Annotated in this window: 16 protein-coding genes; 6 read left to right on the top strand and 10 right to left on the bottom strand. The window is 68.2% G+C overall.

Translation table 11 applies throughout. The features are described 5' to 3' along the window. The first annotated feature begins 1 nt into the window (after position 1). Positions 2-850: an aminodeoxychorismate lyase gene (locus SACGLDRAFT_RS20260; protein WP_005466876.1), complete on the top strand. Its 849-nt coding sequence runs from the start codon at positions 2-4 to the stop codon at positions 848-850. Positions 851-860: 10 nt separating this feature from the next. On the opposite strand, the gene SACGLDRAFT_RS20255 is transcribed toward SACGLDRAFT_RS20260, so the two are convergent. The 6 genes from SACGLDRAFT_RS20255 to SACGLDRAFT_RS20230 form a co-directional block, all read right to left on the bottom strand. After that, positions 861-1,475 (bottom strand): FABP family protein, encoded by a 615-nt coding sequence (locus SACGLDRAFT_RS20255; RefSeq protein ID WP_005466875.1) that lies wholly within the window; start codon positions 1,473-1,475, stop codon positions 861-863. A gap of 295 nt (positions 1,476-1,770) precedes the next feature. Then, on the bottom strand, positions 1,771-2,076 hold the full coding sequence (locus SACGLDRAFT_RS20250; RefSeq protein WP_005466873.1) for a DUF1416 domain-containing protein: 306 nt from the start codon (positions 2,074-2,076) through the stop codon (positions 1,771-1,773). After that, positions 2,073-2,912 carry a sulfurtransferase gene (locus SACGLDRAFT_RS20245; protein ID WP_005466872.1) on the bottom strand — a complete coding sequence of 280 codons (840 nt, stop codon included), beginning with the start codon at positions 2,910-2,912 and terminating at the stop codon, positions 2,073-2,075. Before SACGLDRAFT_RS20245 ends, SACGLDRAFT_RS20250 begins: the two co-directional genes overlap by 4 nt. Before the next feature lie 61 nt (positions 2,913-2,973). After that, entirely contained in the window at positions 2,974-3,408 is a 435-nt protein-coding gene (locus SACGLDRAFT_RS20240; RefSeq protein ID WP_005466871.1) for a DUF4395 domain-containing protein, read from the bottom strand. A 162-nt stretch (positions 3,409-3,570) separates the two neighbouring features. Continuing rightward, the gene (locus tag SACGLDRAFT_RS20235) at positions 3,571-3,999 is read right to left on the bottom strand and encodes a TlpA family protein disulfide reductase (protein ID WP_005466870.1); all 429 of its coding nucleotides are present in this window, start codon (positions 3,997-3,999) and stop codon (positions 3,571-3,573) included. Between the two features lie 7 nt (positions 4,000-4,006). Continuing rightward, on the bottom strand, positions 4,007-4,819 hold the full coding sequence (locus tag SACGLDRAFT_RS20230) for an LmeA family phospholipid-binding protein (protein ID WP_005466868.1): 813 nt from the start codon (positions 4,817-4,819) through the stop codon (positions 4,007-4,009). Positions 4,820-5,034: 215 nt separating this feature from the next. Between SACGLDRAFT_RS20230 and SACGLDRAFT_RS20225 the strand changes: the two genes are divergently transcribed. The 5 genes from SACGLDRAFT_RS20225 (at position 5,035) to mshD (ending at position 8,670) form a co-directional block, all read left to right on the top strand. Then, positions 5,035-5,772 (top strand): winged helix-turn-helix transcriptional regulator, encoded by a 738-nt coding sequence (locus SACGLDRAFT_RS20225; protein ID WP_005466867.1) that lies wholly within the window; start codon positions 5,035-5,037, stop codon positions 5,770-5,772. A gap of 100 nt (positions 5,773-5,872) precedes the next feature. After that, the gene (locus SACGLDRAFT_RS20220; protein ID WP_040919365.1) at positions 5,873-6,205 is read left to right on the top strand and encodes a PadR family transcriptional regulator; all 333 of its coding nucleotides are present in this window, start codon (positions 5,873-5,875) and stop codon (positions 6,203-6,205) included. Next, entirely contained in the window at positions 6,205-7,032 is an 828-nt protein-coding gene (locus tag SACGLDRAFT_RS20215) for an ATP-binding cassette domain-containing protein (RefSeq protein ID WP_005466864.1), read from the top strand. The genes SACGLDRAFT_RS20220 and SACGLDRAFT_RS20215 overlap by 1 nt, the downstream gene beginning before the upstream one ends. Continuing rightward, entirely contained in the window at positions 7,029-7,721 is a 693-nt protein-coding gene (locus SACGLDRAFT_RS20210; RefSeq protein WP_005466862.1) for an ABC transporter permease, read from the top strand. The genes SACGLDRAFT_RS20215 and SACGLDRAFT_RS20210 overlap by 4 nt, the downstream gene beginning before the upstream one ends. A gap of 25 nt (positions 7,722-7,746) precedes the next feature. Next, entirely contained in the window at positions 7,747-8,670 is a 924-nt protein-coding gene (gene mshD / locus SACGLDRAFT_RS20205) for a mycothiol synthase (protein ID WP_005466861.1), read from the top strand. 45 nt (positions 8,671-8,715) lie between these two features. On the opposite strand, the gene pstB is transcribed toward mshD, so the two are convergent. From pstB to pstS, 4 genes are all read right to left on the bottom strand, one after another. Continuing rightward, positions 8,716-9,495 (bottom strand): phosphate ABC transporter ATP-binding protein PstB, encoded by a 780-nt coding sequence (gene pstB, locus SACGLDRAFT_RS20200; protein WP_005466860.1) that lies wholly within the window; start codon positions 9,493-9,495, stop codon positions 8,716-8,718. 25 nt (positions 9,496-9,520) lie between these two features. Further along, positions 9,521-10,612, bottom strand: coding sequence for a phosphate ABC transporter permease PstA (gene pstA, locus SACGLDRAFT_RS20195; protein ID WP_005466859.1), 1,092 nt, complete (start codon positions 10,610-10,612; stop codon positions 9,521-9,523). Further along, positions 10,612-11,556: a phosphate ABC transporter permease subunit PstC gene (gene pstC, locus SACGLDRAFT_RS20190; RefSeq protein WP_005466858.1), complete on the bottom strand. Its 945-nt coding sequence runs from the start codon at positions 11,554-11,556 to the stop codon at positions 10,612-10,614. Before pstC ends, pstA begins: the two co-directional genes overlap by 1 nt. Positions 11,557-11,676: 120 nt before the next feature. Beyond that, positions 11,677-12,774 (bottom strand): phosphate ABC transporter substrate-binding protein PstS, encoded by a 1,098-nt coding sequence (pstS, locus tag SACGLDRAFT_RS20185; protein WP_005466857.1) that lies wholly within the window; start codon positions 12,772-12,774, stop codon positions 11,677-11,679. Positions 12,775-12,905 lie beyond the last annotated feature (131 nt).

The following is a 12,905-nucleotide window of genomic DNA, read 5'->3' as shown; positions in this document are numbered from 1 at the left end:
CATGCGCGTACTGGCCTTTCTCGACGGTTCCCTCGGAGACCCCGCTCAACCGTACGTCCGGGTGGACAACACCGGAGTGCTTCGCGGTGACGGCATCTTCGAAACGGTTCTTGTCGTGGACGGCAAACCCAGGGAGCTGGGACCGCACCTCGACCGGCTCGCCCGGTCGGCCGCCATGCTCGATCTCCCCGAGCCCGACCTGGCGGCGTGGGAAGGCGCCGTGCAGCAGGTGATCGACAACTGGCGGGGGTCCTCGGAGATCGCCGTCAAACTCGTCTACACGCGCGGCTCGGAGGGCGACCCGGACGCCGAGCCGTTCTGCTACGCGCTGGGCATGGAGATCGACGAGAAGATCAAGAAGGCCAGGGACGAGGGCATCGCGGTGGCGCTGCTGAACCGGGGGTACGGCCCGGACATCGCCGAGCGCGCACCGTGGTTGCTCCTCGGTGCCAAGACGCTGTCGTACGCGGTGAACCTCGCCGCGTTGCGCGAGGCGGAACGCCGCGGGGCCGACGACGTCATCTTCACGACGACCGACGGTTCGGTGCTGGAAGGGCCGACGTCGACCGTGATCGTGGTGAGGGACCACACGCTCTACACGCCGCCGCCCACGGTCGGCATCCTGCCGGGAACCACCCAGCGGGCCGTCTTCCGAGCCGCCGAGGCCGTGGGCTGGGGGGTGAAGGTGGAGAACATCCCGGCCGCGGAGCTGTCGTCCGCCGACGGGGTGTTCCTCGCGTCGTCGGTGCGGAAGGTGACGAGGGTGCACACGCTCGACGGCATCCGGCTGCCCGATTCCACGGCGCTGCACCGGGAGCTGTGCGAGGCCTACGAAGCGCTGTACGCGTGAGTGAGGGTGCTCAGCCGACCACGCGCTGAAGCACGGCGGAGGCGTGCGGGGCCATCGGCTGCCCCATCATGGCGCGTTCCTCGACCCAGCCGAGGTCGCCGTTGTTGACGAGGCCGTACAAGCGCTTGGCCGCCGTGACCTCCTTGGCGCTGGCCGAGCGCACCACGGCGTCGGTGCCGAGTTCCCACGCCTTCTGATTCCTGGGCCTGCCGTAGTAGAGCTCGACGATGCCCGTGGAGTGGGAGAGCAACAGCTCGATGGTGTCGTCGGGTTGCGGGCGCCACCAGCCCGTCTCCCGCGCGGCCAGCCGCAGTATGCCGCCGTCGTCGTCGAGCAGCCAGGTGCGCGACTCGTGGTAGAGGAAGGGCCTGCCGTCGTGGGCGATGGTGAGTTGCTGGGCGAATCGGTACGTGCGGTCCAGCGTGGGGTAGCTGACCTCGCCCTCACCGCGCCAGACCCCGACGAGCGGGAGCAGCGCGAGACAGGCGTCGTCGAGCCCGGCTCCCTCGCGCAGGTTCGCGGTGTCACCGGCAATGGGCAGGTCGTCGAACTGCGGCAGGTTGCGGTGGGCGGTCTTCTCGGCTCGCTCCGCGGCAGCTCGGATAGCGTCGTCGCCGCTTGTCATGACGTCGTCGTGGCTCGCTGTCTCGGCGTTCGGTCGATGGCGACCGGGAGGCCCCGGTCGGTGTCGGCCGGTGTTCTCGTCAAAGGTGTCAGTTGTCGGCGTACAGGCGGTACACCACGTAGGCGCTGAACCACACGGACGCGATGACGATCAACACCATCAGGGTCGTAAAGATGAACTCCACGGCGGAAGGATAACCCGCTGACCCGGTCCGGGACGTGTCCGGCCCCTGAGAGCCCCGACACAGCACGAGGCCACCCCACCGTGCGGTGGGGTGGCCTCGCGGGACGATTTCTCAGGCGACGGTGACGGCCACCCGGTGCACGCCGGGCCCGTCGGCCCGGACACTGGCCTCGCCGTTGCCCGAGGCATGCAGCGCGCGTACCGTCCACGTACCCGGCGCGGCGTAGAACCGGAAGTCCCCCTCCGGTGACGCCTGGACCTCGCCCGTGAACTCACCCGCCGAGTCGAGCAGGCGCACGTACGCGCCGCCGACCGGGCCGCCCGCGCCGGTGACCTTGCCCGCTACCACGACCTGTCCGCGAGTGTCCTCGTCGTCGGACAGGGCCGTCTGTACCGGCGCTCCGCAGCCGTCCGTCATCGCCGCTCTCCCGTCTCCACCGGCACGCCGACCAGCGAGCCGTACTCCGTCCACGAACCGTCGTAGTTCTTCACGTCCTCAAGGCCGAGCAGCTCGTGCAGCGCGAACCACGTGTGGCTGGAACGCTCACCGATGCGGCAGTACGCGATGGTGGGCTTGGAGGTGTCCAGGCCCGCCTCCTTGTAGAGCTGTTCGAGCTCCTCGACGGACTTGAAGGTGCCGTCCTCGTTGGCCGCCTTCGACCACGGCACGTTGATCGCGCTGGGGATGTGGCCCGCGCGCTGGGCCGCCTCCTGCGGCAGGTGGGCCGGGGCGAGCAGCTTGCCCGAGAACTCGTCGGGCGAGCGGACGTCCACGAGGTTCTTCTTGTTGATGGCGTCCACGACCTCGTCACGGAACGCGCGCAGCGAGCGGTCCTGCTCCTTGGCCTTGTAGTCCGTGCGCTCGCGGGTCACCGGGTCGGTGGACAGGGGACGACCGTCGAGCTCCCACTTCTTGCGGCCGCCGTCGAGCAGCTTCACCTTCTCGTGGCCGTACAGCTTGAAGTACCAGTAGGCGTACGCCGCGAACCAGTTGTTGTTGCCGCCGTAGAGGATCACCAGGTCGTCGTTGGCGATGCCCTTCTCCGACAGCAGCTTCTCGAAGCCCTCGCGGTCGACGAAGTCTCGCCGTACGGGGTCCTGGAGCTCGTTCTTCCAGTCGATCTTGACGGCGCCCGGAATGTGGCCGCCGTCGTAGGCGGTGGTGTCCTCGTCGACCTCGACGAACACGACTCCCTGCGTGCCGAGGTTCTCCTCGGCCCACTGGGTGGTGACCAGCACGTCTTCACGGCTCATGGCGGCACTCACTTTCTTCCATCGACAAAACGAAAATGACCGGGTTGCCTCTACGGACGCCTTATGCGCGCTTGTCTCGTGGTGTGACCCGCCGCAGCAGCGGATACACCTCGCAGCCGAGACAGAAGTCGAACGCCGCGTTGAGGAACGCGGCGAGCAGAGCGAACGCCGTGGCGGTCAGCGCTACCGCGGGAATCCCGGTCACGTAGCCGACGACCCCGACGAGGGCGAACCCGAATCCGACCCCCTGGGCAAAACGCAGCGGCGCGGCGTCCTCACGTTCGGTCGTCGGTCGCAGTCTGGGGGCGATCAGCACGCGGTAGAGCACCGAATACGGGGCCATGCGAAGTCCACCGAAAGCACCGAGGGCGAACACCACGGTCTGGAAGGCCAGCAGCGGCCACCATCCGCTGACCAGCACGATCGCGAGGACGACTGTGGTGATCGCAGCCGCGAACCGGGGGCCACGAGGGTCCACGGATGCCTCTGCGGACATGTCACCTCCAGTACGTCGGCCGATTTCCCTCCGTGCTGTCGGACGGACACAGGCTGCTCCGCACGCGGCACAGGTCGACGGCGCGCCGTTGCGTCAGGAGGTAGAGAGGCAGCCTGGTCACGCGCTCAGCGTACTCAGGCGATACCGCTCCGGAAACGGCGTTCAGTCTGTGAGACGAACGTGGGGGGCCAAGGCGGCGCGGAGCGCGTCGAGCTTCGGTACCCCGCCGATTCGCAGCAGTTCGGTGCCCTTGTCGTCGAAGGCGATCGTGGTGGGGGTGCGCATGACCCGCAGGTCCTCGGCGAGCTGAGGCCGGTCGGCGATGTCGAACTCCACGTGCGCGACCCCGGCCGTGCTCTCGGCGATCCGCGACAGCACCGCCCGCGTGTGACGGCAAGGCGCGCAGAACGTGGTCGACAGTTGGACGAGCGTCACCGCGCCGGGAACGAGCGCGTCGGCGACGGGGGTGGGTGGGGGCGTCGAGTCGGAAGCCATGGCGGGGCGGCGGATCCTCCCGTTGCGTAGGGACAGCCCCGTGCCCGCGAGCGCGCCGACGAGGAGCGTGCCCACGAGCACGAGGATTCCGGTCATGGGTCGCTCACCCGCCGAACGCGCCGGAGACGTTGGCGAACGTGACGTTCTCCGCCTCGCCGTGCAGGGTCAGGGAGCCCGAGTCGACCCTGATGGCGGTGGGGGTCACCGTGAACGGCATGTCGCCGGCGTTGATGTCGGCCTCGAAGGTCGGCAGCAGTGCCTTCTGCACTGCCTCCGGCACGACGGTGGTCTCGCGGTCGTTGCCGAACTGGAGGCGGTGCGGCGTGATGCGGATGACGGTGCCGTCGAGCTCGATCATCGCGAAGGCGAAGATCTCGATGCGTTCGCCCGCGACGTCGACCTTGCCGGACAGCCGTACTCCCGCGGTCGACTCGTCACTGTCCTGCTCGATCTGCGCCGCCTGCTCCTCGTCGACGCCCTCGCCGTGGAGCACGTACGCCTTCGAGGACGGTTCGATGCGCAGGTCGTCGATGTTCGTCAGCGGCGCCACCCGAGCGATGTCGCTGGCCTTGAGCGTGATTTCCCCCGCGAGCCTGCCGATCTTGATGTTGTCGACGTTTCCCGACGTGAGATCGGAGATCGGGGCGGTGACGTCGTAAAGATCCGCGCGCACGGAGACGTCCCGCAACGGGTCCACCCGTACTCCGTCGGCGCTGATGTCGATGTGATCGTATTCGCCGGACAAAGCCTGAGTGGCGAACGGAAAACCGTGGATCTCGACCGCGGGGTCCTGGCTCAGTTCGAGTTGTTCGCGAGCCTTTTGCGACACGGTGTGCTCGGCGAAGGCGGCCGCCGCGAAGTCGGCGCCCACGAGCAGCCCCACGAGTACGACCAGCACGATCACGATGCGCTTCACTCGACGCCGGCTCCTCGTTCCGTCCGACTGCGCCGTTTGTGTTACCGCGGTGTCCACGATCACATCCGTTCTGTTAAAAGCATGTTTCACCGAACCCGAATTGGTGTGACGCCGGTTCCAGAACCCCTGTGGCCGTGGAAGGCGACACTATTCTCGATTGAACCGAGACATCGTTTCGGTGTTCGGTGGAAAGCCTGTCGTGCGAGGTGGTGGCGATGAGCCTGGACCTGTTGATGTTGACCCCGGAACAGCGAGCCACCTCCGTTCTTCCCTCACTTGAGCTGCTGCCGCATACGGTACGGGTACGCGCACCCGAGGTCACCGCCCTCCTGGACGCGGGACACCTCGACGTCGTCGTCGTCGACGCTCGTAGCGACCTGGCGTCGGCCAAGAGCCTGTGCCGCCTGTTGAAGGGTGCCGGCGAGGCGGACAACTCCACGCCGGTGATCGCCGTGGTGGGCGAGGGCGGACTCGTGGCCGTGAGCTCGGAATGGCGCACCGATGACATTGTGCTCCCCACCGCCGGGCCCGCGGAGCTGGACGCCCGCCTGAGGCTGGTCACCACCCGCGAGAGCGCGTCGGCTACGGCCGGTACCGAATTGCGGGTGGGCGATCTGGTGATCGACGAGGCCACCTACACGGCGCGGCTGCGCAGGCGGGCGCTCGAACTGACCTACAAGGAGTTCGAGCTGCTGAAGTACCTCGCGCAGCACGCGGGGCGCGTGTTCACCAGGGCACAGCTGCTCCAGGAAGTATGGGGGTACGACTTCTTCGGCGGGACGCGCACGGTCGACGTCCACGTCCGCCGCTTGCGTGCCAAGCTCGGCCCCGAGCACGAGCAGCTGATCGGCACGGTGCGCAACGTCGGGTACAAGTTCGAACGCCCGAAAACCACGAAGGCGTCCGAGCTCACCGAAGGGGTGGCTCGGGATCGGGAGCTGGCCTCCCGCTGACGCCACGAGACCGTCGAGCCATCCCGTCCGAGGGCGGGATGGCTTTCTTCGGGCCTACTAGGTAGCGAGACTACTTAGTCTGCTGTTACCGTTCACGCCCGTGCAGCACGATCGACGGGCTCAGTGGTTACGCGCCGTGTTGGAGCTGTGTGTGCTGGCGCTGGTGCGGCGCCGGGAGTCGTACGGGTACGAGCTCGCCGCCGCGCTGGAGGAGGCCGGACTGGGCGCCATCAAGGGGGGCACGCTGTACCCGCTGCTGTTGCGCCTCGAACGCCGAGGGTTGATCACCGCGACGTGGCGTGAGGGAACCGTCGGTCCGGCCCGCAAGTACTACCGGATCACCCCGGCAGGCGAAGTGGCCTTGCGGGACGCCGCTGCGGAGTGGCACGCCTTCCGCCACGGCGTGGACTCGATCCTGGGGAAAGGACGCTGATGACGACGCGCAGGACGCAGTACGACGGCTGGCTCGCCGCTTTCGCGAACGAGCTGCGAAGGCGAGGAGTGGCGCCGCCCGTCCTACGGCAGGTGGTCGCCGAGACCGCCACCCACCTGCAGGACAGCGGGGAACCGCCGGTGCAGTCGTTCGGCAGCCCGCAGACGTACGCCGACGTGGTGGTCGACAGCATCGGCCGGACGCGGCGTCCGCCCGGCCGGGTGCTGCTGGACGTCCGGGGCATCACGAAGAAGTACCGTCGCCGGACGGTGCTGTCCGGTGTCGACCTCACGGTGCGGGCGGGCCAGATCGTGGCCGTCGTCGGCGCCAACGGCTGCGGCAAGAGCACGTTCCTCGGTATCTGCGCCGGGCTGGTGAGCGCCGACGACGGTGAGGTCCGGGCCTACGGGACGCTCGGCTACTGCCCGCAGAACGGCGGCACGGCCGACTTCCTGTCGGCCGACGAGCACTTCGTCCTCATCGGAGCCGGACGCGGGTTGACCCGGCGCCGCGCCACGGACACCGGGCGTCGCAGGGCAGCGGAGCTGGGTTGGCAACCCGAGCGAGGGCATCAGGCACGTCACCTCTCCGGCGGTACTCGGCAGAAACTCAATCTCGTGCTCGCCGGTCTCGGCGACCCCGACATCGTGTTGCTCGACGAGCCGTACCAGGGCTTCGACCGAGGGTCCTATCTGGACTTCTGGCAGCACGTGTGGGAATGGCGGGACGCCGGCAAGGCCGTCGTGGTGGTGACCCACCTGCTGAGCCAGCTCGACCGCGTGGACACCGTGCTCGATCTGACCCCGGCTAGGAGGGCTGTCGCGTGAACAAGGTCGTCACGGTCGCCGAGATGGCATTGCGAGAGGTGCTGCGGCGCCGTTCGGTGTTGGTGATCCTGTTGCTGTTGCCGTTGGCGTTCTATCTCAGCAGGCGTGGGGATCACCTCGGGCAGTCGATCCGTTTCGTCTGCCTCGGCCTCGGCTGGGCGCTGAGCACGGCCGCGCTGTTCGCGGGGAACTCCGGCAGGTCGCTGGAGCCGCGACTGCGCCTGTCCGGCTACCGCAGCCATCACCTCTACCTCGGCAGGCTCGGGGCGCTGTGGCTCGTGGGCGTCGTGCTCTCGACCCCGTACTTCGTGTTGATCCTGGTGGACCAGTCCGGCGTCCGGCACGGCTCCGTGGCGCTCATCATGGCCATCACTGTGCTGATCTCGGCTCCCTTCGGACTCGCCCTCAGCGCCGTGTTCCCCAGGGAACTGGAGGGGACGCTCATCCTGCTCGCCGTGACCGGGCTGCAGATGATGGCCGATCCCACGACCCTGCTCGCCAAGATGCTGCCGTTCTGGTTCAGCCGGGAGATCGCCACGTACGCGGTCGACGGCGTGGACGAGGCGTACCTGCTGCGGGGGTTGGCGCACGGAGCGCTTTGCACGGTGGTGCTGTTGGCCGTCGTCGCGGGCGCGTTCGCGCTGCGGTTGAGGCAGCGGTCCCACCTGCGGTTCGTGCCGTCCCGGTGACCCTTCACCGGGCTAGGGTTGGGTCATGCGCGATTTCGTGTGGGCCGACGAGTTGACGGGCGAGCGGGCCGAGGACGTGCGGGCGCTGTTGCTGGCTGCCCGCGAGACCGACGGTAGGCCGGACGTCGAGCCCGGTGGCTCGCTTCCCGGGGAGTTCGCGGGCCCCCGACACCTGTTGGGCCTCGTCGGGGAGGGGCCCACCACCGCGCTCGCGGCCTACGCCCACCTCGATCAGCGTGGGGACGCCTTCGGACGGCAGGTGGCCGAGCTGATCGTGCACCCGGCGCATCGGCGGCGCGGCCACGGGGCGGCGGCGTTGGAGGAGGTGCTGCGGCGAAGCAGCGGGCCGCTCCGGGTGTGGTCGCACGGCGACCATCCCGCCGCCGCCCGCCTCGCCGAGCGGTTCGGGCTCTCGCGAGCCAGGGAACTGCTGGTCATGGGGGCGACCGCGGCCGAGCACGAGTGGCCGGAGCCCGCCCTGCCCGACGGTGTGCGACTGCGGACGTTCGTACCGGGGCGGGACGAACGGGCCGTGATCGAGGTCAACGCCCGAGCGTTCGACTGGCACCCGGAGCAGAGTGCGTTCGATATCGCCGCGCTGCGGGAGGCACAGCGCGAGAGCTGGTTCGATCCGGAGGGGTTCTTCCTCGCCGAGAACGCCGACGGGCGGGTGATCGGTTTCCACTGGACGAAGGTGCACCCGGCGAACCCGCATCGTTTCGGCGGACGGCCCGTCGGCGAGGTGTACGTCGTCGGTGTCGACCCCGACGCCCAGGGCGGGGGGCTCGGCAAGGCACTGACCCTCGCCGGCCTGCGGTACCTGCGGGAGCGCGGCCCGGAACAGGTCATCCTCTACGTCGAAGGGGACAACGCGCCCGCCCTCGCCGTCTACCGCAAGCTCGGCTTCGACGTCGTCGAGACCGACGTCCAGTACGAACGAGGGGCGTGAGCGGGCCTTTTCGCCCGTCCACACCCCTCGTGGCCGAGGCCGGTGTCAGCCGAAGCGGCCGGAGATGTAGTCCTCGGTGGCCTTGTGCTTCGGGGTCGAGAAGATCTTGGCGGTCTCGTCGATCTCCACGAGCTCGCCGGGCTGGCCGACGCCCTTGAGGTTGAAGAACCCGGTCGCGTCGCTCACGCGGGCAGCCTGCTGCATGTTGTGCGTGACGATCACGATCGTGTAGTTCTCCTTCAGCTCCAACATCAGGTCCTCGATGGCCTGCGTGGAGATCGGGTCGAGCGCCGAACACGGTTCGTCCATCAGCAGGACGTCCGGCTGCACCGCGATGGCCCTGGCGATGCAGAGGCGCTGCTGCTGCCCACCGGAAAGCCCCGAGCCGGGCTTGTTCAGCCGGTCCTTGACCTCGTTCCACAGGTTGGCCGAGCGCAGCGACTGTTCAACGATGTCGTCCATGTCGGAGCGCTTCATCTTCCGGTTGTTCAGCTTGAGCCCCGCGGCCACGTTGTCGTAGATCGACATCGTGGGGAACGGGTTGGGCCGCTGGAAGACCATGCCGATCTGCGTGCGCACCCGCACGGGGTCCACGTTCGGCCCGTAGAGGTCCTGGTCGTCCATGAAGACCTGGCCCTCCACCCGTGCGTTCGGCACCAGCTCGTGCATGCGGTTGAGCGTGCGGAGGAACGTGGACTTGCCGCAGCCGGAAGGACCGATCAACGCGGTGACCGACCGTGGCTGGATCGTCATCGACACGCCCTGCACGGCGAGGAACTTGTCGTAGTAGATGTCGAGATCCTTGACCTCGATGCGCTTTGCCACAGTGCTTCCTATCCGTGTTTGAGCTTCAGCCGCGGGTCTTCGGCGCGAACAGTCGGGAGATGAGCCGGGCGACGAGGTTGAGTGCCATCACGATGACGATGAGCAACAGCGCCGCTGCCCAGGCTCGGTCCAGTGCGGGTTCGGGCGGGGTGCCGGGGGCGACGTACTGGTAGTACGCGAAGACCGGCAACGTGGCCATGCGGCCGTCGAACGGGTCGAAGTTGTCGCCGGTGGTGATACCCACCGTCACCAGCAACGGCGCGGTCTCCCCGATGACCCTCGCGATCGCGAGGGTGACACCGGTCGCGATCCCGGCCAGGGCGGTCGGCAGCACCACCTTCAGGATAGTGCGCCACTTGGGTACCCCGAGCGCGTACGACGCCTCACGCAGCTCGTTCGGCACGAGCTTGAGCATCTCCTCCGTCGAGCGCACGACCACGGGGATCATCAACACGCTCAGTGCGATGGCGCCCATGATGCCCATGCGTACGCCCGGCCCGAAGACCAGGGCGAACAGCGCGTACGCGAACAGACCGGCGACGATCGACGGGATACCGGTCATGACGTCGACGAAGAACGTGATGGCTTTGGCGAGCTTGCCGCGCCCGTACTCCACCAGGTAGATCGCGGTGAGCATGCCCACGGGCACCGAGATCACCGTGGCGAGCGCGGTGATGATCAGCGTGCCCATGATGGCGTGGTGCACACCGCCGCCCTCGCCGAGGATGCCGCGCATCGAGTACGTGAAGAACTCGGTGTCGAAACGGGCGAGCCCCTTGGACACCACGGTGATCACGACCGAGACCAACGGCAGCAGGGCGAGGAGGAACGCGCCCGTGACGAGGGCGGTGACGAGTCGGTCTTTGGCCTTGCGAGCGCCCTCGACCGCGCGAGCCCAGGCGTAGACGACGACGGTGTAGCCGATGGCGGCGACGACGGCCGCGCCGGCGATGTTCCAGTCGGCGAACTGCCAGAGCGCCAGACCCGCGAGCACGGCGACCGCCAGCACGAGCCACGCCCCGTACTTCGGGAGCTGCCCGTGGGTGAGCGGCACCCCGGAAAGCGGGGTGTGCAGGTCGGTGCGGTCGGTGTCGGGAGAGGTGGTCGAGCTGGACATCAGTTGGCTCCCGAGAATTCCTTGCGCCGCTCGATCACCGCGCGGGCGGCCATGTTCACGATCAGGGTGAGCGCGAAGAGCACCAGCCCGGACGCGATCAGCGTGTTGACGGAAAGGCCGGTGGATTCGGGGAACTGCAGCGCGAGGTTGGCCGCGATGGTCCCTGGGTTGCCCGTGCTGATGAGGTTGAAGGTGACACCACCGGACACCGACAGCACGATGGCCACCGCCATGGTCTCGCCGAGTGCACGGCCGAGGCCCAGCATCGACGCACCGATGATGCTCGACCGGCCGAACGGCAGCACCGCCATCCTGATCATTTCCCACCGGGTGGCGCCCAGCGCGAGTGCCGCCTCCTCGTGCAGCCGCGGTGTCTGCAGGAACGCCTCACGCACGACGGCCGTGATGATCGGCAGGATCATCACGGCGAGGACGAGGATGGCCACGAGCATCGTGCGGCCCGTGGCGGAAGGGGGGCCCGCGAAGAACGGGATGAAGCCGAGGTGCTCCGCGAGCCAGCTCGTCGGTTCCACGGTGAGCGGCGCGAGCTGGTTGAAGCCCCACAGGCCGTAGACGATGCTCGGCACGGCCGCGAGCAGGTCGATCACGTATCCCAGGACCTGCGCGACGCGGCGCGGGGCGTAGTAGGTGACGAACAATGCGATGGCGACCGCGAGTGGTGCGGCGATGAGGAGGGCGAACACCGCCGAGAGCAGGGTGCCGAACAGCAGCGGCCAAATGTAGACGGCGAGTCCTTCCCCGCCGGGGATGTCCTCCGCGGGAGCGACGAGCGCGGGCCATGCCTCCACGAGGAGGAACGCCGCGACACCCGCGAGTACGACAAGGATCAGGACGCCCGCGCCTGTGGAGGCGCCAGCGAAGATGCGGTCACCCGGCCGCTGCGGCACTTTTCGCGCCCGCGGCCCTTCCGCTTTGCTGGGCAATTGCCATCCCTTCTGGTGCTGGTCGCGATGCCCGCGTCATTACGTGCCACGACCCCCGGACACGGCGTTCGGGTGGTCACCTGGGTTCGGTGACCACCCGAACGATTGTGGTTGTCAGTGTCAGCTTCCGGAGCCGATCGCGTCGACAGCGGGCTGGATCTCCTCGCGCAGCGCGTCGGAGATGGGAGCGGAACCGGCGTTGTCCGCCGCAGCCTGCTGCCCCTCGGGGCTGATCATGTAGTTGAAGTACGACTTCACGAGTTCGGCCTTCGCCGGGTCATCGTAGTTGGTGCAGGCCAGGGCGTACGAGACCAGGACGATGGGGTAGGTCCCCTCCTCGGTGGTGTCGCGCGCGAGTTCATAGGCGAAGCTGGTGTCGCCGCGGCCGGAGATGCGCTCGGAGACCTCCAGCACCTTGGCGGCGGCCTGCGGCGAGTAGGCCACGAAGTCGTCACCGACCCCGATCCGCACCGTGCCGAGGTCGCCGGCTTGGCTGGCGTCGGCGTAACCGATGGTGCCGTTGCCGTTGCTGACGGCCTGGACGACGCCCGAGGTGCCCTGGGCCGCCTCGCCGCCCTTCACCGGCCAGTCGCCGCTGACCTCGTACGGCCACTCCTCGTCCGCGGTAGCCTTGAGGTACTCGACGAAGTTCTCCGTGGTGCCCGACTCGTCCGAGCGGTTGACCGGGGTGATGGCGAGGTCGGGGAGATCGACCTGCGGGTTGTCGGCGGCGATCTCCGGGTCGTTCCACTTCTTGATCTTCTGGTTGAAGATCTTCGCGATGGTCTCGGGCTTGAGGTTCAGCTCCTCGACGCCCTCCAGGTTGAAGATCACCGCGACCGGCGACACGTACGTCGGAATCTCCACGACGTCGCCGCACCGTTCCTTGGCCGCGGCCAGCTCCTCGTCATCCAGGTAGGCGTCACTGCCGCCGAAGTCGGAACCTCCGTTGATGAACTGCTCCCGACCGCCGCCGGAGCCGATCGGGTCGTAGTTCACCGTCACGTCGGGGTTGCTGTTCAGAAAGCCTGCCTGCCACGCCTTCTGCGCGGCTTCCTGCGAGCTGGCGCCGGCGCCCGAGATCGTGCCGGACAGTCCCGAGTCGTCGCCGCCTTGTCCACCGCCCTGCTCGTTGGCCGAACCGCAGGCCGCGATGCCGAGGGTGAGAGCGGCAGCCGCCGGAAGGGCGACGACGCGGCCCAGGGGGTAACGCTTCACAGTAGACCTCTTCCGAAAGGTGGAGGCCGGTCGCTGCCGACCTCGGGGGATGCTCACGATGCTGGACGCTATGGGCGCCACGTGACGCGGCAGGACAGCGTTGGTGAACAGAAGCTGAACGAAGTCGGACA

It is taken from the genome of Saccharomonospora glauca K62 (assembly GCF_000243395.2).
Classification (GTDB): domain Bacteria; phylum Actinomycetota; class Actinomycetes; order Mycobacteriales; family Pseudonocardiaceae; genus Saccharomonospora; species Saccharomonospora glauca.
This window is presented reverse-complemented; position numbering and strand designations above follow the sequence as displayed.